Annotated in this window: 19 protein-coding genes; 15 read left to right on the top strand and 4 right to left on the bottom strand. The window is 48.9% G+C overall.

Annotated elements, in window-relative coordinates; genetic code table 11:
- The first annotated feature begins 17 nt into the window (after positions 1-17).
- Positions 18-257 (top strand): YecH family metal-binding protein, encoded by a 240-nt coding sequence (locus tag ACJHWR_RS01935; protein WP_000377223.1) that lies wholly within the window; start codon positions 18-20, stop codon positions 255-257.
- A gap of 37 nt (positions 258-294) precedes the next feature.
- Here the strand turns inward: ACJHWR_RS01935 and ftnA are convergent, their stop codons facing one another.
- Entirely contained in the window at positions 295-792 is a 498-nt protein-coding gene (gene ftnA / locus ACJHWR_RS01930; RefSeq protein ID WP_012311886.1) for a non-heme ferritin, read from the bottom strand.
- Positions 793-963: 171 nt separating this feature from the next.
- Positions 964-1,287 carry a YecR-like lipofamily protein gene (locus tag ACJHWR_RS01925; RefSeq protein WP_001237860.1) on the bottom strand — a complete coding sequence of 108 codons (324 nt, stop codon included), beginning with the start codon at positions 1,285-1,287 and terminating at the stop codon, positions 964-966.
- A gap of 262 nt (positions 1,288-1,549) precedes the next feature.
- On the opposite strand from ACJHWR_RS01925, the gene azuC reads away from it, so the two are divergent.
- A complete protein-coding gene (azuC, locus tag ACJHWR_RS01920; protein WP_010723106.1) occupies positions 1,550-1,636 on the top strand; it encodes a stress response protein AzuC in 87 nt (28 codons plus the stop codon).
- A 114-nt stretch (positions 1,637-1,750) separates the two neighbouring features.
- Positions 1,751-2,002: a DUF2766 family protein YecJ gene (yecJ, locus tag ACJHWR_RS01915; protein WP_000082133.1), complete on the top strand. Its 252-nt coding sequence runs from the start codon at positions 1,751-1,753 to the stop codon at positions 2,000-2,002.
- A gap of 78 nt (positions 2,003-2,080) precedes the next feature.
- Here yecJ and ACJHWR_RS01910 read toward each other — a convergent pair whose 3' ends face one another.
- On the bottom strand, positions 2,081-2,584 hold the full coding sequence (locus ACJHWR_RS01910; RefSeq protein WP_000179469.1) for a non-heme ferritin-like protein: 504 nt from the start codon (positions 2,582-2,584) through the stop codon (positions 2,081-2,083).
- Positions 2,585-3,379: 795 nt separating this feature from the next.
- On the opposite strand from ACJHWR_RS01910, the gene araF reads away from it, so the two are divergent.
- From araF to otsA, 5 genes are all read left to right on the top strand, one after another.
- Positions 3,380-4,369: an arabinose ABC transporter substrate-binding protein AraF gene (gene araF / locus ACJHWR_RS01905; protein WP_000548675.1), complete on the top strand. Its 990-nt coding sequence runs from the start codon at positions 3,380-3,382 to the stop codon at positions 4,367-4,369.
- Between the two features lie 69 nt (positions 4,370-4,438).
- Positions 4,439-5,953, top strand: a complete 1,515-nt coding sequence (gene araG, locus ACJHWR_RS01900) for an arabinose ABC transporter ATP-binding protein AraG (RefSeq protein ID WP_001187810.1) — start codon at positions 4,439-4,441, stop codon at positions 5,951-5,953.
- Between the two features lie 14 nt (positions 5,954-5,967).
- A complete protein-coding gene (araH, locus tag ACJHWR_RS01895; protein WP_000100203.1) occupies positions 5,968-6,954 on the top strand; it encodes an arabinose ABC transporter permease AraH in 987 nt (328 codons plus the stop codon).
- A 166-nt stretch (positions 6,955-7,120) separates the two neighbouring features.
- The gene (otsB, locus tag ACJHWR_RS01890) at positions 7,121-7,921 is read left to right on the top strand and encodes a trehalose-phosphatase (protein WP_001295645.1); all 801 of its coding nucleotides are present in this window, start codon (positions 7,121-7,123) and stop codon (positions 7,919-7,921) included.
- The gene (gene otsA / locus ACJHWR_RS01885) at positions 7,896-9,320 is read left to right on the top strand and encodes an alpha,alpha-trehalose-phosphate synthase (protein WP_001295646.1); all 1,425 of its coding nucleotides are present in this window, start codon (positions 7,896-7,898) and stop codon (positions 9,318-9,320) included. Before otsB ends, otsA begins: the two co-directional genes overlap by 26 nt.
- Positions 9,321-9,326: 6 nt before the next feature.
- Here otsA and uspC read toward each other — a convergent pair whose 3' ends face one another.
- Complete coding sequence (gene uspC, locus ACJHWR_RS01880; protein ID WP_000122426.1) at positions 9,327-9,755, bottom strand: universal stress protein UspC; 429 nt, start codon at positions 9,753-9,755, stop codon at positions 9,327-9,329.
- 779 nt (positions 9,756-10,534) lie between these two features.
- Here uspC and flhD point away from each other — a divergent pair.
- From flhD to tar, 7 genes are all read left to right on the top strand, one after another.
- Positions 10,535-10,885 (top strand): flagellar transcriptional regulator FlhD, encoded by a 351-nt coding sequence (flhD, locus tag ACJHWR_RS01875; protein WP_001295647.1) that lies wholly within the window; start codon positions 10,535-10,537, stop codon positions 10,883-10,885.
- A 2-nt stretch (positions 10,886-10,887) separates the two neighbouring features.
- Positions 10,888-11,466 carry a flagellar transcriptional regulator FlhC gene (flhC, locus tag ACJHWR_RS01870; protein ID WP_001291603.1) on the top strand — a complete coding sequence of 193 codons (579 nt, stop codon included), beginning with the start codon at positions 10,888-10,890 and terminating at the stop codon, positions 11,464-11,466.
- Positions 11,467-11,592: 126 nt separating this feature from the next.
- Complete coding sequence (gene motA, locus ACJHWR_RS01865) at positions 11,593-12,480, top strand: flagellar motor stator protein MotA (RefSeq protein WP_000906336.1); 888 nt, start codon at positions 11,593-11,595, stop codon at positions 12,478-12,480.
- A complete protein-coding gene (gene motB / locus ACJHWR_RS01860; protein WP_000795630.1) occupies positions 12,477-13,403 on the top strand; it encodes a flagellar motor protein MotB in 927 nt (308 codons plus the stop codon). Before motA ends, motB begins: the two co-directional genes overlap by 4 nt.
- Before the next feature lie 4 nt (positions 13,404-13,407).
- Positions 13,408-15,372 (top strand): chemotaxis protein CheA, encoded by a 1,965-nt coding sequence (gene cheA, locus ACJHWR_RS01855; protein WP_001300654.1) that lies wholly within the window; start codon positions 13,408-13,410, stop codon positions 15,370-15,372.
- A 20-nt stretch (positions 15,373-15,392) separates the two neighbouring features.
- A complete protein-coding gene (gene cheW, locus ACJHWR_RS01850) occupies positions 15,393-15,896 on the top strand; it encodes a chemotaxis protein CheW (protein ID WP_000147302.1) in 504 nt (167 codons plus the stop codon).
- Between the two features lie 144 nt (positions 15,897-16,040).
- The gene (gene tar, locus ACJHWR_RS01845; protein WP_012311651.1) at positions 16,041-17,702 is read left to right on the top strand and encodes a methyl-accepting chemotaxis protein II; all 1,662 of its coding nucleotides are present in this window, start codon (positions 16,041-16,043) and stop codon (positions 17,700-17,702) included.
- Positions 17,703-17,717 lie beyond the last annotated feature (15 nt).

Below are 17,717 nucleotides of genomic sequence, written 5' to 3'. Positions count from 1 at the left end.
TTTTTTGAGGAGGAACGATGGACTCTATTCACGGTCATGAAGTGTTAAATATGATGATTGAATCAGGCGAGCAATATACGCATGCCAGTCTGGAAGCTGCGATTAAAGCGCGTTTTGGTGAACAGGCACGTTTTCACACCTGCTCGGCAGAAGGGATGACTGCGGGAGAGCTGGTAGCGTTTCTGGCAGCAAAAGGCAAATTTATACCTTCGGAAGACGGTTTTTCGACCGATCAGAGTAAGATTTGCCGTCACTGATTTGAAACGGCGGCAGTAAACCTGCCGCCGGAGAGCATTAGTTTTGTGTGTCGAGGGTAGAGAGTTCTTTGTCGATAAAATACAGACCTTCGCCGCTTTTGCCTGCCAGGCTTAATTTATCAATAATCGATTTGAACAGTTTCTCTTCTTCATGCTGCTCAGAAACATACCATTGCAGGAAATTAAATGTTGGGTAGTCCTGATTGGTCATTGCAGCATGAGCCAGTTCGTTAATTTTCTGCGTGATTAATTGTTCGTGTTTATAGGTTTCCTGGAATAATTCATCAAGTGAGGAATATTCAGCAAACGGAGATTCAACGGTATTAATACGCGGTAAGTTGCCGGTATCAGTCAGATAATCAAACAGACGCTGCATATGCGTCATCTCTTCCTGGGCGTGGCGGCGCAGGAACGTGGCAGCACCTTCGAAGGTATGATAGCTGCACCAGGCGCTCATTTGCTGATAAAGCAGTGAAGAGTACAGTTCCAGGTTCATCTGCTCATTAAGTTTTTCAATCATTTCTGGTTTCAGCATGATAGTGCTCCACAAAGGTTATATTTGTTGCTGTGGCGTCACTATAATTTGTTATTTTATTATTTGCAAAAGGTAAAATATAAACATCATTTATTAAAAATACGAATGGGAATAAAACGCATTACCGCTATTTATTTAATCAGCGAAGATCCCCCTCGCTGATTAAAACGTTTAGAGAAAGACAGGGAAGGCGGAATGATGGCACTGATATGACAAAGTGAATTCCGTATTCAAACATAAGGAACCCGCAAAGAGGCTACAGTTGCCTACTGGCTGACCAAAGGGGATCGCGTGGGTATAGCCTTCCTGCTGGCATGCGCGATCGGCGATCCCGCGACTGACATAACGATCGGTATGGGCATGCTGCAAAAAAGCCTGATCATAAACCAACCGAACAATACCTGTTGCCGTGTCAACTTCGCCCACATGAGCCTGGCGAGTAACTGTGCACCCCGCCAGCGTTATTAATGAAAGAGTCAGAATCAGAAGTCTCATGGTCCAGCCAGAAGAGTAAAAGAAAGCACTATTTTACGCGTTACAGCGCTGCGACAATGGCCGGAAAAGACGCCTGGCAGGCGCTATTTCTTGCCATCTGTAGGTGTCAGAAATGGGGGTGCTGCTTTTTGATTATCATTTTTATAACATTAAAAGGGTATTTATGTGATTTGTATCACATAAAGATTGATTTTTGTGATGGTTGTCATATTATAAGTGCAAAGACAATAACACCTGCATAACAAATAGTCGGAGTGCCGCGATGAAACTGCGCAAGATCCTGAAAAGTATGTTCAATAACTATTGCAAGACGTTCAAAGACGTACCACCAGGCAATATGTTCCGATAACAAAAAACCTGCTCCGGCAGGTTTTTTTGTGTCCTGGTGACGGTGGATGTGACTATCGCTGAAGATGTGAAGCCGCTACTATAACGGCTTTCAAAATGCTATCAGGAGTTTACGATGTCCCAGCCGCTGAATGCCGATCAGGAACTGGTTTCTGATGTGGTTGCTTGCCAGTTGGTTATCAAACAAATTCAGGATGTTCTCGATGTAATCGCGCCCGTTGAAGTTCGCGAAAAAATGTCCAGCCAGCTGAAGAATATCGACTTTACTCACCATCCCGCCGCCGCAGACCCGGTCACCATGCGGGCAATCCAAAAAGCCATCGCGCTGATTGAACTCAAGTTTACCCCACAGGGCGAATCCCATTAAAAAACCGCTGCTTCAAAAAGATGAGGCAGCGGTTTCTCAAAAACTTCATCGGCGCAATTGCATTAGCGCCGATGACGATCAATGCAGCTGATGCGACACGACATTCAGAACATGTTGGTCAGTCTGCACAGGGCACATACCAGCAAGTTTCGCACTGCGCACTTCATCAAGAATGGTTTGCAGCAACAGGCCATCATGCTGCTGTTCTTTTTCCAGATCGCGCAGGAAATTGACGGTTGAATCATCATTCAGTTCTTTAGCTTCATCGGCTAACTGTGCCAGCGTGCTTGAACGTTGCTCGTATTCTTCCATCGTTTTTTGGAAAAGTTCTTCCAGTGAGTTCAGTTTTTCACCGGGAACATCAATGGCTTTAACGATGGGAGTAGCGCCGACACTCTTCATAAAGTTAAACATGCGCATCATTTGGGTCACGTTACTCTGTGCCTGGGCGCGAAGGAAAGTGGCGGTGCCGTTCAGACTCTGTTCAGAACACCAGTTACTCAGGTGAAGGTAGAGATTGGATGCGTAAAACTCGCGGTTCATTTGAGAGTTGAGTTTGAGAAGCATTCCAGCGGTTGCCATACCTAATATCCTTATATCCAGAAGTGGAGAGGTGCAAGATAAATCAAAACACCATAATTACTGTTTGCAGAATAATTCCTTTCTGCCGGTCCGAAATGTGATCGTGGAGTCAATTCTGACGATGATCTGAAATAAGAATAACGTCTGAATGGGTATAAGAAAATGCTTAAATCATCAAGTTTATATATTTTTACATTTCATTGATGAAATCAATGTAACTGCAATGAATTTTAATGATAGTGCTTTTTGTATCTTGTTGATATTAATCGGTGAATTTGAATTCATGATGAAGCAATGATTTTTTAAAACGTTTTTTCATTTTTGCGATATGGCTCTCAGTATACGTGTTCTGTTAATTAATGAACACGGTGATAATTAATGGCGAAATGAATGACGCGCTTTTTCCACATCTTTGAGTTGCGGTTATTACACCATTGCAAAAACTCAACGCCAGGTAATGTGGCCTATTGACTGGTTAAAAAAAAGACATCCCGCTGGGTACCAAAGACAACAAGGATTTCCAGGCTAATCTTATGGATTAATCTGCTGTGCACTAGACAATTTGTCAGACAAATTGGCTTTTCCTTATGTCTTTTCCCGCTAAATTTATGCACGTTCTCACTGTAATTCTGCGATGTGATATTGCTCTCCTATGGAGAATTAATTTCTCGCTAAAACTATGTCAACACGGTCACTTATCTTTTAGTTAAAAGGTAATGCTTTGTTTTCCGATTAATTTAACGAATGTCATTCGTTTTTGCCCTACACAAAACGACACTAAAGCTGGAGAGAACCATGCACAAATTTACTAAAGCCCTGGCAGCCATTGGTCTGGCAGCCGTTATGTCACAATCCGCTATGGCGGAGAACCTGAAGCTCGGTTTTCTGGTGAAGCAACCGGAAGAGCCGTGGTTCCAGACCGAATGGAAGTTTGCCGATAAAGCCGGGAAGGATTTAGGGTTTGAGGTTATTAAGATTGCCGTGCCGGATGGCGAAAAAACATTGAACGCGATCGACAGCCTGGCTGCCAGTGGCGCAAAAGGTTTCGTTATTTGTACTCCGGACCCCAAACTCGGCTCTGCCATCGTCGCGAAAGCGCGTGGCTACGATATGAAAGTCATTGCCGTGGATGACCAGTTTGTTAACGCCAAAGGTAAGCCAATGGATACCGTTCCGCTGGTGATGATGGCGGCGACTAAAATTGGCGAACGTCAGGGCCAGGAACTGTATAAAGAGATGCAGAAACGTGGCTGGGATGTCAAAGAAAGCGCGGTGATGGCGATTACCGCCAACGAACTGGATACCGCCCGCCGCCGTACTACGGGATCTATGGATGCGCTGAAAGCGGCCGGATTCCCGGAAAAACAAATTTATCAGGTACCTACCAAATCTAACGACATCCCGGGGGCATTTGACGCTGCCAACTCAATGCTGGTTCAACATCCGGAAGTTAAACATTGGCTGATCGTCGGTATGAACGACAGCACCGTGCTGGGCGGCGTACGCGCGACGGAAGGTCAGGGCTTTAAAGCGGCCGATATCATCGGCATTGGCATTAACGGTGTGGATGCGGTGAGCGAACTGTCTAAAGCACAGGCAACCGGCTTCTACGGTTCCCTGCTGCCAAGCCCGGACGTACATGGCTATAAATCCAGCGAAATGCTTTACAACTGGGTAGCAAAAGACGTTGAACCGCCAAAATTTACCGAAGTTACCGACGTGGTACTGATCACGCGTGACAACTTTAAAGAAGAACTGGAGAAAAAAGGTTTAGGCGGTAAGTAATTTGCCGGAAAAATTCCCCTCTGCATGATGCAGAGGGGGTGTGAACGACCAGTGATTCACGGAGACGTTATGCAACAGTCTACCCCGTATCTCTCATTTCGCGGCATCGGTAAAACATTTCCCGGCGTTAAGGCGCTGACGGATATTAGTTTTGATTGCTATGCCGGTCAGGTTCATGCGTTGATGGGTGAAAATGGCGCAGGAAAATCAACTCTCTTAAAAATCCTCAGCGGCAACTATGCGCCAACCACGGGTTCTGTAGTGATTAATGGGCAGGAAATGTCCTTTTCCGACACGACCGCAGCACTTAATGCGGGTGTGGCGATTATTTACCAGGAACTGCATCTCGTGCCGGAAATGACCGTCGCGGAAAACATCTATCTCGGCCAGCTGCCGCATAAAGGCGGCATTGTGAATCGCTCATTGCTGAATTATGAGGCGGGTTTACAACTTAAACATCTTGGTATGGATATTGACCCGGACACGCCGCTGAAATATCTCTCCATTGGTCAGTGGCAGATGGTTGAAATCGCCAAGGCGCTGGCGCGTAACGCCAAAATTATCGCCTTTGATGAGCCAACCAGCTCCCTTTCTGCCCGCGAAATCGACAATCTTTTCCGCGTTATTCGTGAACTGCGAAAAGAGGGGCGGGTGATCTTATACGTTTCTCACCGTATGGAAGAAATATTTGCCCTCAGCGATGCCATCACCGTCTTTAAAGATGGACGTTATGTCAAAACCTTTACCGATATGCAGCAGGTTGACCACGACGCGCTGGTGCAGGCGATGGTCGGGCGCGACATTGGCGATATCTACGGCTGGCAACCTCGTAGTTATGGCGAGGAGCGCCTGCGTCTTGATGCTGTGAAAGCACCAGGCGTGCGTACGCCAATAAGTCTGGCGGTTCGCAGTGGTGAAATTGTCGGTCTGTTTGGTCTGGTAGGAGCGGGGCGTAGCGAATTAATGAAAGGCTTGTTTGGCGGGACGCAAATCACCGCCGGTCAGGTTTATATCGACCAACAGCCGATCGATATTCGTAAACCGAGCCACGCCATTGCCGCAGGCATGATGCTCTGCCCGGAAGATCGCAAAGCGGAAGGCATTATTCCCGTGCACTCCGTTCGCGACAATATCAACATCAGTGCCAGACGTAAACATGTGCTCGGCGGTTGTGTAATCAACAACGGTTGGGAAGAAAACAATGCCGATCACCACATTCGTTCGCTCAACATCAAAACGCCGGGCGCTGAGCAACTGATCATGAATCTCTCAGGCGGAAATCAGCAAAAAGCCATTCTGGGCCGCTGGTTATCGGAAGAGATGAAGGTCATTTTGCTGGATGAACCTACGCGCGGCATTGATGTTGGTGCTAAGCATGAAATTTACAACGTGATTTATGCGCTGGCGGCGCAGGGTGTGGCGGTGCTGTTTGCCTCCAGCGACTTACCTGAAGTCCTCGGCGTTGCCGACCGGATTGTGGTGATGCGGGAAGGTGAAATCGCCGGTGAATTGTTACACGAGCAGGCAGATGAGCGTCAGGCACTGAGCCTTGCGATGCCTAAAGTCAGCCAGGCAGTTGCCTGAGTAAGGAGAGTATGATGTCTTCTGTTTCTACATCGGGGTCTGGCGCACCTAAGTCGTCATTCAGCTTCGGGCGTATCTGGGATCAGTACGGCATGCTGGTGGTGTTTGCGGTGCTCTTTATCGCCTGTGCCATTTTTGTCCCAAATTTTGCCACCTTCATTAATATGAAAGGGTTGGGCCTGGCAATTTCCATGTCGGGGATGGTGGCGTGTGGCATGTTGTTCTGCCTTGCTTCCGGTGACTTTGACCTTTCTGTCGCCTCCGTAATTGCCTGTGCGGGTGTCACCACGGCGGTGGTTATCAACCTGACTGAAAGCCTGTGGATTGGCGTGGCAGCGGGGTTGCTGCTTGGCATTCTCTGTGGCCTGGTCAATGGCTTTGTTATCGCCAAACTGAAAATAAATGCTCTGATCACAACACTGGCAACGATGCAGATTGTTCGAGGTCTGGCGTACATCATTTCAGACGGTAAAGCGGTCGGTATCGAAGATGAAAGCTTCTTTGCCCTTGGTTACGCTAACTGGTTCGGTCTGCCTGCGCCAATCTGGCTCACCGTCGCGTGTCTGATTATCTTTGGTTTGTTGCTGAATAAAACCACCTTTGGTCGTAACACCCTGGCGATTGGCGGGAACGAAGAGGCTGCGCGTCTGGCGGGTGTACCGGTTGTTCGCACCAAAATTATTATCTTTGTTCTCTCTGGCCTGGTATCTGCGATAGCCGGAATTATTCTGGCTTCACGTATGACCAGTGGGCAGCCAATGACGTCGATTGGTTATGAGCTTATTGTTATCTCCGCCTGCGTTTTAGGTGGCGTTTCTCTGAAAGGTGGCATCGGAAAAATCTCATATGTGGTGGCGGGTATCTTAATTTTAGGCACCGTGGAAAACGCCATGAACCTGCTTAATATTTCTCCTTTCGCGCAGTACGTGGTTCGCGGCTTAATCCTGCTGGCAGCGGTGATCTTCGACCGTTACAAGCAAAAAGCGAAACGCACTGTCTGATGCTTTTTTCCACAACAATTTAACGTTTTTTCCCACCACAGCCAGCCGCCACAACGGTTGGCTGTTCTTCATTGCAAATGGCGACCCCCGTCACACTGTCTATACTTACATGTCTGTAAAGCGCGTTCTGCGCAAAACAATAAGAAAAGAGAAGGAGGAGAGCCGGGTGACAGAACCGTTAACCGAAACCCCTGAACTATCCGCGAAATATGCCTGGTTTTTTGATCTTGATGGAACGCTGGCGGAAATCAAACCGCATCCCGATCAGGTCGTCGTGCCTGACAATATTCTGCAAGGACTACAGCTACTGGCAACCGCAAGTGATGGTGCATTGGCATTGATATCAGGGCGCTCAATGGTGGAGCTTGACGCACTGGCAAAACCTTATCGCTTCCCGTTAGCGGGCGTGCATGGGGCGGAGCGCCGTGACATCAATGGTAAAACACATATCGTTCATCTGCCGGATGCGATTGCGCGTGATATTAGCGTGCAACTGCATACAGTCATCGCTCAGTATCCCGGCGCGGAGCTGGAGGCGAAAGGGATGGCTTTTGCGCTGCATTATCGTCAGGCTCCGCAGCATGAAGACGCATTAATGACATTAGCGCAACGTATTACTCAGATCTGGCCACAAATGGCGTTACAGCAGGGAAAGTGTGTTGTCGAGATCAAACCGAGAGGTACCAGTAAAGGTGAGGCAATTGCAGCTTTTATGCAGGAAGCTCCCTTTATCGGGCGAACGCCCGTATTTCTGGGCGATGATTTAACCGATGAATCTGGCTTCGCAGTCGTTAACCGACTGGGCGGAATGTCAGTAAAAATTGGCACAGGTGCAACTCAGGCATCATGGCGACTGGCGGGTGTGCCGGATGTCTGGAGCTGGCTTGAAATGATAACCACCGCATTACAACAAAAAAGAGAAAATAACAGGAGTGATGACTATGAGTCGTTTAGTCGTAGTATCTAACCGGATTGCACCACCAGACGAGCACGCCGCCAGTGCCGGTGGCCTTGCCGTTGGCATACTGGGGGCACTGAAAGCCGCAGGCGGACTGTGGTTTGGCTGGAGTGGTGAAACAGGGAATGAGGATCAGCCGCTAAAAAAGGTGAAAAAAGGTAACATTACGTGGGCCTCTTTTAACCTCAGCGAACAGGACCTTGACGAATACTACAACCAATTCTCCAATGCCGTTCTCTGGCCCGCTTTTCATTATCGGCTCGATCTGGTGCAATTTCAGCGTCCTGCCTGGGACGGCTATCTACGCGTAAATGCGTTGCTGGCAGATAAATTACTGCCGCTGTTGCAAGACGATGACATTATCTGGATCCACGATTATCACCTGTTGCCATTTGCGCATGAATTACGCAAACGGGGAGTGAATAATCGCATTGGTTTCTTTCTGCATATTCCTTTCCCGACACCGGAAATCTTCAACGCGCTGCCGACATATGACACCTTGCTTGAACAGCTTTGTGATTATGATTTGCTGGGTTTCCAGACAGAAAACGATCGTCTGGCGTTCCTGGATTGTCTTTCTAACCTGACCCGCGTCACGACACGTAGCGCAAAAAGCCATACAGCCTGGGGCAAAGCATTTCGAACAGAAGTCTACCCGATCGGCATTGAACCGAAAGAAATAGCCAAACAGGCTGCCGGGCCACTGCCGCCAAAACTGGCGCAACTTAAAGCGGAACTGAAAAACGTACAAAATATCTTTTCTGTCGAACGGCTGGATTATTCCAAAGGTTTGCCAGAGCGTTTTCTCGCCTATGAAGCGTTGCTGGAAAAATATCCGCAGCATCATGGTAAAATTCGTTATACCCAGATTGCACCAACGTCGCGTGGTGATGTGCAAGCCTATCAGGATATTCGTCATCAGCTCGAAAATGAAGCTGGACGAATTAATGGTAAATACGGGCAATTAGGCTGGACGCCGCTTTATTATTTGAATCAGCATTTTGACCGTAAATTACTGATGAAAATATTCCGCTACTCTGACGTGGGCTTAGTGACGCCACTGCGTGACGGGATGAACCTGGTAGCAAAAGAGTATGTTGCTGCTCAGGACCCAGCCAACCCGGGCGTTCTTGTTCTTTCGCAATTTGCGGGAGCGGCAAACGAGTTAACGTCGGCGTTAATTGTTAACCCCTACGATCGTGACGAAGTTGCAGCTGCGCTGGATCGTGCATTGACTATGTCGCTGGCGGAACGTATTTCCCGTCATGCAGAAATGCTGGACGTTATCGTGAAAAACGATATTAACCACTGGCAGGAGTGCTTCATTAGCGACCTAAAGCAGATAGTTCCGCGAAGCGCGGAAAGCCAGCAGCGCGATAAAGTTGCTACCTTTCCAAAGCTTGCGTAGGAGCGGTTAATCACCCGTAAGTGGAACTAACAGCACATCGACCTCACTTGAGGCAATCACTCTTTTCGCCGAGCAGGATGCTCGCGAAAAGAAACTGTGATTGTGATTACCGCAAATCACCAAATCGAAATGATGTTTGTGACATACTTCCAGAATATGTTCGCTTAACTCACCGTAGGCAATAAACGTCTTGTCAACGGGATACCCCGCATCCTGAATTAACTTATCAAGAAAGCTTTGCGTTTCTTCCTGCATCACGCTGCGTAAATCTTCAAGCATCGGCGCGGCTAATTGATTGTACATTTCCGGGTCGGAAGCGAGAGTAATTAAACTGATGTGTCCCTTTACTGGCCTGGCGATAGATACCGCTTTTGCCAGCAGTTGCTGACTTTCCGGTGTAACCGCAACAGCGACAAGAATATTGCTATAGCTCATAACCTGTTCCTTATTCTGTGAACTTCAGGTGACATTAAAGCTTTACTCCTAATGGAGAAACGACGCAATCCCAACTCGGTCAAACAGGTAAATATTAGTCTGATTATTAGTAAAGACAATTAATCAATCACTCCCGGTGATCATATAATTTCAAATGTAATTATAAGAAAATAGTGTACTGATTCTCCGCATTAAACAAGTGGTTAATATATGTAAAACATTTCATTAACATTAAGTTGATTGTTGCCTTTCTTTGTATTTAATTAGTTTGTTGTGCGGTAAGTGTCTGTTTAAAAATAGCTTATCTGGTATTGCATGAAAGTGATTATTTATAGCAGATGATTATTTACGGTGAGTTATTTTAACTGTGCGCAACATCCCATTTCGATTATTCCTGTTTCATTTTTGCTTGCTAGCGTAGCGAAAAACTTTTTAACAGATTGAAATACACCCAAAACAAAAGTATGACTTATACATTTATGTTAAGTAATTGAGTGTTTTGTGTGATCTGCATCACACATTATTGAAAATCGCAGCCCCCCTCCGTTGTATGTGCGTGTAGTGACGAGTACAGTTGCGTCGATTTAGGAAAAATCTTAGATAAGTGTAAAGACCCATTTCTATTTGTAAGGACATATTAAACCAAAAAGGTGGTTCTGCTTATTGCAGCTTATCGCAACTATTCTAATGCTAATTATTTTTTACCGGGGCTTCCCGGCGACATCACGGGGTGCGGTGAAACCGCATAAAAATAAAGTTGGTTATTCTGGGTGGGAATAATGCATACCTCCGAGTTGCTGAAACACATTTATGACATCAACTTGTCATATTTACTACTTGCACAGCGTTTGATTGTTCAGGACAAAGCGTCCGCTATGTTTCGTCTCGGCATAAATGAAGAAATGGCGACAACGTTAGCGGCACTGACTCTTCCGCAAATGGTTAAGCTGGCAGAAACCAATCAACTGGTTTGTCACTTCCGTTTTGACAGCCACCAGACGATTACTCAGTTGACGCAAGATTCCCGCGTTGACGATCTCCAGCAAATTCATACCGGCATCATGCTCTCAACACGCTTGCTGAATGATGTTAATCAGCCTGAAGAAGCGCTGCGCAAGAAAAGGGCCTGATCATGAGTGAAAAAAGCATTGTTCAGGAAGCGCGGGATATTCAGCTGGCAATGGAATTGATCACCCTGGGCGCTCGTTTGCAGATGCTGGAAAGCGAAACACAGTTAAGTCGCGGACGCCTGATAAAACTTTATAAAGAACTGCGCGGAAGCCCACCGCCGAAAGGCATGCTGCCATTCTCAACCGACTGGTTTATGACCTGGGAACAAAACGTTCATGCTTCGATGTTCTGTAATGCATGGCAGTTTTTACTGAAAACCGGTTTGTGTAATGGCGTCGATGCGGTGATCAAAGCCTACCGTTTATACCTTGAACAGTGCCCACAAGCAGAAGAAGGACCACTGCTGGCATTAACCCGTGCCTGGACATTGGTGCGGTTTGTTGAAAGTGGATTACTGCAACTTTCCAGCTGCAACTGCTGCGGCGGCAATTTTATTACCCACGCTCACCAGCCTGTTGGCAGCTTTGCCTGCAGCTTATGTCAACCGCCATCCCGGGCAGTAAAAAGACGTAAACTTTCCCAGAATCCTGCCGATATTATCCCACAACTGCTGGATGAACAGAGAGTACAGGCTGTTTAACTGATACGGTGAGGCGCAACATTCCAGCAGCGGTAACGACGTACCGCTGCTTTTTTTTGCCCCAATCGCGCGTTAACGCCTGACGACTGAACATCCTGTCATGGTCAACAGTGGAAGGATGATGTCGTGCTTATCTTATTAGGTTACCTGGTTGTTCTCGGTACAGTTTTCGGCGGTTATTTGATGACCGGTGGAAGCCTTGGAGCACTCTATCAACCCGCTGAACTGGTGATTATTGCCGGTGCAGGGATTGGGTCGTTTATCGTCGGCAATAATGGCAAAGCGATTAAAGGCACGCTGAAGGCGCTGCCGTTGCTGTTTCGTCGCTCCAAATACACCAAAGCAATGTATATGGATCTGCTGGCTCTGCTTTATCGGTTGATGGCGAAATCGCGGCAGATGGGGATGTTTTCGCTGGAACGTGATATTGAAAATCCCCGTGAGAGCGAGATCTTCGCCAGCTACCCACGCATCCTCGCGGATAGCGTCATGCTTGATTTTATCGTCGATTATCTGCGTCTGATTATCAGCGGTCATATGAACACCTTCGAAATCGAAGCCCTGATGGATGAAGAGATTGAGACGCACGAAAGCGAGGCAGAAGTCCCGGCGAACAGTCTGGCGCTGGTCGGGGACTCACTTCCGGCGTTTGGTATTGTCGCGGCTGTAATGGGGGTCGTTCACGCGTTAGGTTCAGCCGATCGTCCTGCCGCCGAGCTGGGTGCGCTTATCGCACATGCGATGGTGGGGACTTTCCTCGGCATTTTATTGGCTTACGGATTTATTTCCCCATTAGCGAGTGTTTTACGTCAGAAAAGCGCCGAAACCAGCAAAATGATGCAGTGCGTCAAAGTCACTCTGCTTTCTAATCTGAACGGTTACGCACCGCCTATCGCCGTTGAGTTTGGTCGCAAAACGCTCTATTCCAGCGAACGTCCGTCGTTTATTGAACTGGAAGAGCATGTGCGTGCGGTGAAAAATCCGCAACAACAGACGACAACCGAGGAAGCATGAAGAATCAAGCGCATCCGATTATTGTCGTCAAACGACGCAAAGCCAAAAGCCACGGGGCAGCACATGGATCGTGGAAGATTGCTTATGCCGACTTTATGACTGCGATGATGGCCTTTTTTCTGGTGATGTGGCTGATCTCCATCTCCAGCCCAAAAGAGCTGATTCAGATTGCGGAGTACTTCCGGACTCCACTGGCGACTGCGGTTACGGGCGGCGATCGCATTTCTAATAGTGAAAGCCCAATTCCCGGCGGTGGTGATGATTACACCCAAAGCCAGGGGGAAGTGAATAAGCAGCCGAACATCGAAGAGCTGAAAAAACGCATGGAGCAAAGTCGATTGCGGAAATTGCGGGGTGATCTCGACCAGTTGATAGAGTCCGATCCGAAACTGCGGGCGTTGCGTCCACATCTCAAAATCGATCTGGTCCAGGAAGGTCTACGTATTCAGATCATCGATAGCCAGAATCGCCCGATGTTTAGAACCGGCAGTGCCGATGTCGAACCCTATATGCGCGACATTCTGCGCGCCATCGCGCCTGTACTGAACGGTATTCCCAACCGTATTAGCCTTTCAGGTCATACCGATGATTTTCCCTACGCCAGCGGTGAGAAAGGTTACAGCAACTGGGAGCTTTCTGCCGATCGGGCCAATGCATCCCGCCGCGAACTGATGGTCGGCGGGTTGGATAGCGGCAAAGTGTTACGTGTTGTCGGCATGGCGGCAACGATGCGCTTAAGCGATCGCGGACCTGATGATGCCGTCAACCGTCGCATCAGCCTGCTGGTACTGAACAAACAAGCCGAACAGGCCATTTTGCATGAAAACGCCGAAAGCCAGAATGAGCCAGTAAGCGCCCTGGAAAAACCTGAGGTTGCACCACAGGTCAGTGTTCCCACAATGCCATCAGCCGAACCGAGGTGACAGCGTGAGCATGGATATAAGCGATTTTTATCAGACATTTTTTGATGAAGCGGACGAACTGTTGGCTGACATGGAGCAGCATCTGCTGGTTTTGCAGCCGGAAGCGCCAGATGCCGAACAATTGAATGCCATCTTTCGGGCTGCCCACTCGATCAAAGGAGGGGCAGGAACTTTTGGCTTCAGCGTTTTGCAGGAAACCACGCATCTGATGGAAAACCTGCTCGATGAAGCCAGACGAGGTGAGATGCAACTCAACACCGACATTATCAATCTGTTTTTGGAAACGAAGGACATCATGCAAGAACAGCTCGACGCTTATAAACAGTCGCAAGAGCCGGATGCCGCCAGCTTCGATTATATCTGCCAGGCCTTGCGTCAACTGGCATTAGAAGCGAAAGGCGAAACGCCATCCGCAGTGACCCGATTAAGTGTGGTTGCCAAAAGTGAACCGCAAGATGAGCAGAGTCGCAGTCAGTCGCCGCGACGAATTATCCTTTCGCGCCTGAAGGCCGGGGAAGTCGACCTGCTGGAAGAAGAACTGGGACATCTGACAACGTTAACTGACGTGGTGAAAGGGGCGGATTCGCTCTCGGCAATATTACCGGGCGACATTGCCGAAGATGACATCACAGCGGTACTCTGTTTTGTGATTGAAGCCGATCAGATTACTTTTGAAACAGTAGAAGTCTCGCCAAAAATATCCACCCCACCAGTGCTTAAACTGGCAGCCGAACAAGCGCCAACCGGCCGCGTGGAGCGGGAAAAAACGACGCGCAGCAATGAATCCACCAGCATCCGTGTAGCGGTAGAAAAGGTTGATCAATTAATTAACCTCGTCGGCGAGCTGGTCATCACCCAGTCCATGCTTGCCCAGCGCTCCAGTGAACTGGACCCGGTTAATCATGGTGATTTGATTACCAGCATGGGGCAGTTACAACGTAACGCTCGTGATTTGCAAGAATCAGTGATGTCGATTCGTATGATGCCGATGGAATATGTCTTTAGTCGCTATCCCCGGCTGGTGCGTGATCTGGCGGGAAAACTCGGCAAGCAGGTAGAACTGACGCTGGTGGGCAGTTCTACTGAACTCGACAAGAGCCTGATAGAACGCATTATCGACCCGCTGACCCACCTGGTACGCAATAGCCTCGATCACGGTATTGAACTGCCAGAAAAACGGCTCGCCGCAGGTAAAAACAGCGTCGGAAATTTAATTCTTTCTGCCGAACATCAGGGCGGCAACATTTGCATTGAAGTGACCGACGATGGTGCAGGGCTAAACCGTGAGCGAATTCTGGCAAAAGCGGCCTCGCAAGGTTTGACTGTAAGCGAAAACATGAGCGACGACGAAGTCGCGATGCTGATATTTGCACCTGGCTTCTCCACGGCAGAGCAGGTCACCGACGTCTCCGGGCGCGGCGTCGGCATGGACGTCGTTAAACGTAATATCCAGGAGATGGGCGGTCATGTCGAAATCCAGTCGAAGCAGGGTACTGGCACGACGATCCGCATTTTACTGCCGCTGACGCTGGCCATCCTCGACGGCATGTCCGTACGCGTTGCGGATGAAGTTTTCATTCTGCCGCTGAATGCTGTCATGGAATCACTGCAACCCCGTGAAGCCGATCTGCATCCACTGGCAGGCGGCGAGCGGGTGCTGGAAGTGCGGGGTGAATATCTGCCCATCGTCGAACTGTGGAAAGTGTTCAACGTCGCGGGCGCGAAAACCGAAGCTACCCAGGGAATTGTGGTGATCTTACAAAGTGGCGGTCGCCGCTACGCCTTGCTGGTGGATCAATTAATTGGTCAACACCAGGTTGTGGTTAAAAACCTGGAAAGTAACTATCGCAAAGTCCCCGGCATTTCTGCTGCGACCATTCTTGGCGACGGCAGCGTGGCACTGATTGTTGATGTCTCCGCCTTGCAGGCGATAAACCGCGAACAACGTATGGCGAACACCGCCGCCTGAATGAGTAAAAAGGTAACAATATGACCGGTATGACGAATGTAACAAAGCTGGCCAGCGAGCCGTCAGGCCAGGAATTTCTGGTATTTACCCTTGGTGATGAAGAGTACGGTATTGATATTCTGAAAGTGCAGGAGATCCGTGGCTACGATCAGGTGACACGGATTGCGAACACGCCAGCGTTTATCAAAGGCGTCACGAATCTGCGCGGCGTTATTGTGCCGATTGTTGACTTACGAATTAAGTTCAGCCAGGTGGATGTGGACTATAACGACAACACGGTAGTTATCGTCCTGAATCTCGGACAGCGGGTGGTCGGCATCGTGGTTGACGGCGTCTCAGACGTGCTTTCATTGACGGCGGAGCAAATTCGTCCGGCACCGGAATTTGCCGTGACGCTTTCAACCGAATATCTCACAGGACTGGGCGCACTGGGCGACCGGATGTTGATTCTGGTGAACATCGAAAAACTGCTGAACAGCGAAGAGATGGCGCTGTTAGATAGCGCGGCGTCAGAAGTGGCGTAATTCTCCCGATTTCCTCAATTGAAATGAACCCGATGATCTGCGCATCGGGTTTTTTATTTCAATTTCGCGGCGGGTGGCATCAGCAATAAAGTTTCCCCCTTCCTTGCCGATAACGAGATCAACTTGTTTTCAGGAAGGTGCCTTATGATTAACCGTATCCGCGTAGTCACGCTGTTGGTAATGGTGCTGGGGGTATTTGCACTGTTACAGCTTATTTCCGGCAGTCTGTTTTTTTCTTCCCTTCACCATAGCCAGAAGAGCTTTGTGGTTTCCAATCAATTACGGGAACAGCAGGGCGAGCTGACGTCAACCTGGGATTTAATGCTGCAAACGCGCATTAACCTGAGTCGTTCAGCGGTGCGGATGATGATGGATTCATCCAATCAGCAAAGTAATGCCAAAGTTGAATTGCTCGATAGCGCCAGGAAAACATTGGCCCAGGCCGCGACGCATTATAAAAAATTCAAAAGCATGGCACCGTTACCTGAAATGGTCGCTACCAGTCGTAATATTGATGAAAAATATAAAAACTATCACACAGCGTTAACTGAACTGATTGATTATCTTGATTATGGCAATACTGGAGCTTATTTCGCTCAGCCAACCCAGGGAATGCAAAATGCAATGGGCGAAGCGTTTGCTCAGTACGCCCTCAGCAGTGAAAAACTGTATCGCGATATCGTCACTGACAACGCAGATGATTACCGATTTGCCCAGTGGCAACTGGCGGTTATCGCGCTGGTGGTGATATTGATTCTGCTGGTGGCGTGGTACGGCATTCGCCGTATGTTGCTTACACCGCTGGCAAAAATTATTGCTCACATTCGCGAAATCGCCGGTGGTAACCTGGCGAATACCCTGACCATTGACGGGCGCAGTGAAATGGGCGACCTGGCGCAGAGCGTTTCACATATGCAACGCTCTTTGACTGACACCGTCACTCATGTGCGTGAAGGTTCAGATGCCATCTATGCCGGTACCCGTGAAATTGCGGCGGGCAACACCGATCTTTCCTCCCGTACGGAACAGCAGGCATCCGCGCTGGAAGAAACTGCCGCCAGCATGGAGCAGCTCACCGCGACAGTGAAGCAAAACGCCGATAACGCCCGCCAGGCCTCGCAACTGGCGCAAAGTGCCTCCGACACCGCCCAGCACGGCGGCAAAGTGGTGGATGGCGTAGTGAAAACGATGCATGAGATCGCCGATAGTTCGAAGAAAATTGCCGACATTATCAGCGTTATCGACGGTATTGCCTTCCAGACTAATATACTCGCGCTGAATGCCGCTGTTGAAGCCGCGCGAGCGGGTGAACAGGGCCGTGGTTTTGCCGTGGTGGCGGGCGAAGTGCGTAATCTTGCCAGTCGCAGCGCCCAGGCGGCAAAAGAGATCAAAGCCCTCATTGAAGACTCCGTCTCGCGCGTTGATACCGGTTCGGTGCTGGTCGAAAGCGCCGGGGAAACAATGAACAATATCGTCAATGCTGTCACTCGCGTGACTGACATTATGGGCGAGATTGCATCGGCATCGGATGAACAGAGCCGTGGCATCGATCAAGTCGCATTGGCGGTTTCGGAAATGGATCGCGTCACGCAACAGAACGCATCGCTGGTGCAGGAATCAGCTGCCGCCGCAGCTGCGCTGGAAGAACAGGCGAGTCGTTTAACGCAAGCGGTTTCCGCGTTCCGTCTGGCAGCCAGCCCACTCACCAATAAACCGCAAACACCATCCCGTCCTGCCAGTGAGCAACCACCGGCACAGCCACGACTGCGAATTACTGAACAAGATCCAAACTGGGAAACATTTTGACGAGTATTTACTAAC

Source organism: Escherichia sp. WS568, from assembly GCF_046486085.1.
Taxonomy (GTDB): Bacteria; Pseudomonadota; Gammaproteobacteria; order Enterobacterales; family Enterobacteriaceae; genus Escherichia; species Escherichia coli.
Note: the sequence above shows the minus strand (reverse complement) of the source record. Positions and strands in the feature narration are given on the sequence as shown.

What these genes read in the sequence shown, in the direction of transcription:
- ACJHWR_RS01935 (WP_000377223.1), top strand. Translation starts at nt 18, where the DNA reads ATGGACTCTATTCACGGTCATGAAGTGTTAAATATGATGATTGAATCA.
- ftnA (WP_012311886.1), bottom strand. Translation starts at nt 792, where the DNA reads ATGCTGAAACCAGAAATGATTGAAAAACTTAATGAGCAGATGAACCTG.
- ACJHWR_RS01925 (WP_001237860.1), bottom strand. Translation starts at nt 1,287, where the DNA reads ATGAGACTTCTGATTCTGACTCTTTCATTAATAACGCTGGCGGGGTGC.
- azuC (WP_010723106.1), top strand. Translation starts at nt 1,550, where the DNA reads ATGAAACTGCGCAAGATCCTGAAAAGTATGTTCAATAACTATTGCAAG.
- yecJ (WP_000082133.1), top strand. Translation starts at nt 1,751, where the DNA reads ATGTCCCAGCCGCTGAATGCCGATCAGGAACTGGTTTCTGATGTGGTT.
- ACJHWR_RS01910 (WP_000179469.1), bottom strand. Translation starts at nt 2,584, where the DNA reads ATGGCAACCGCTGGAATGCTTCTCAAACTCAACTCTCAAATGAACCGC.
- araF (WP_000548675.1), top strand. Translation starts at nt 3,380, where the DNA reads ATGCACAAATTTACTAAAGCCCTGGCAGCCATTGGTCTGGCAGCCGTT.
- araG (WP_001187810.1), top strand. Translation starts at nt 4,439, where the DNA reads ATGCAACAGTCTACCCCGTATCTCTCATTTCGCGGCATCGGTAAAACA.
- araH (WP_000100203.1), top strand. Translation starts at nt 5,968, where the DNA reads ATGTCTTCTGTTTCTACATCGGGGTCTGGCGCACCTAAGTCGTCATTC.
- otsA (WP_001295646.1), top strand. Translation starts at nt 7,896, where the DNA reads ATGAGTCGTTTAGTCGTAGTATCTAACCGGATTGCACCACCAGACGAG.
- uspC (WP_000122426.1), bottom strand. Translation starts at nt 9,755, where the DNA reads ATGAGCTATAGCAATATTCTTGTCGCTGTTGCGGTTACACCGGAAAGT.
- flhD (WP_001295647.1), top strand. Translation starts at nt 10,535, where the DNA reads ATGCATACCTCCGAGTTGCTGAAACACATTTATGACATCAACTTGTCA.
- flhC (WP_001291603.1), top strand. Translation starts at nt 10,888, where the DNA reads ATGAGTGAAAAAAGCATTGTTCAGGAAGCGCGGGATATTCAGCTGGCA.
- motB (WP_000795630.1), top strand. Translation starts at nt 12,477, where the DNA reads ATGAAGAATCAAGCGCATCCGATTATTGTCGTCAAACGACGCAAAGCC.
- cheW (WP_000147302.1), top strand. Translation starts at nt 15,393, where the DNA reads ATGACCGGTATGACGAATGTAACAAAGCTGGCCAGCGAGCCGTCAGGC.
- tar (WP_012311651.1), top strand. Translation starts at nt 16,041, where the DNA reads ATGATTAACCGTATCCGCGTAGTCACGCTGTTGGTAATGGTGCTGGGG.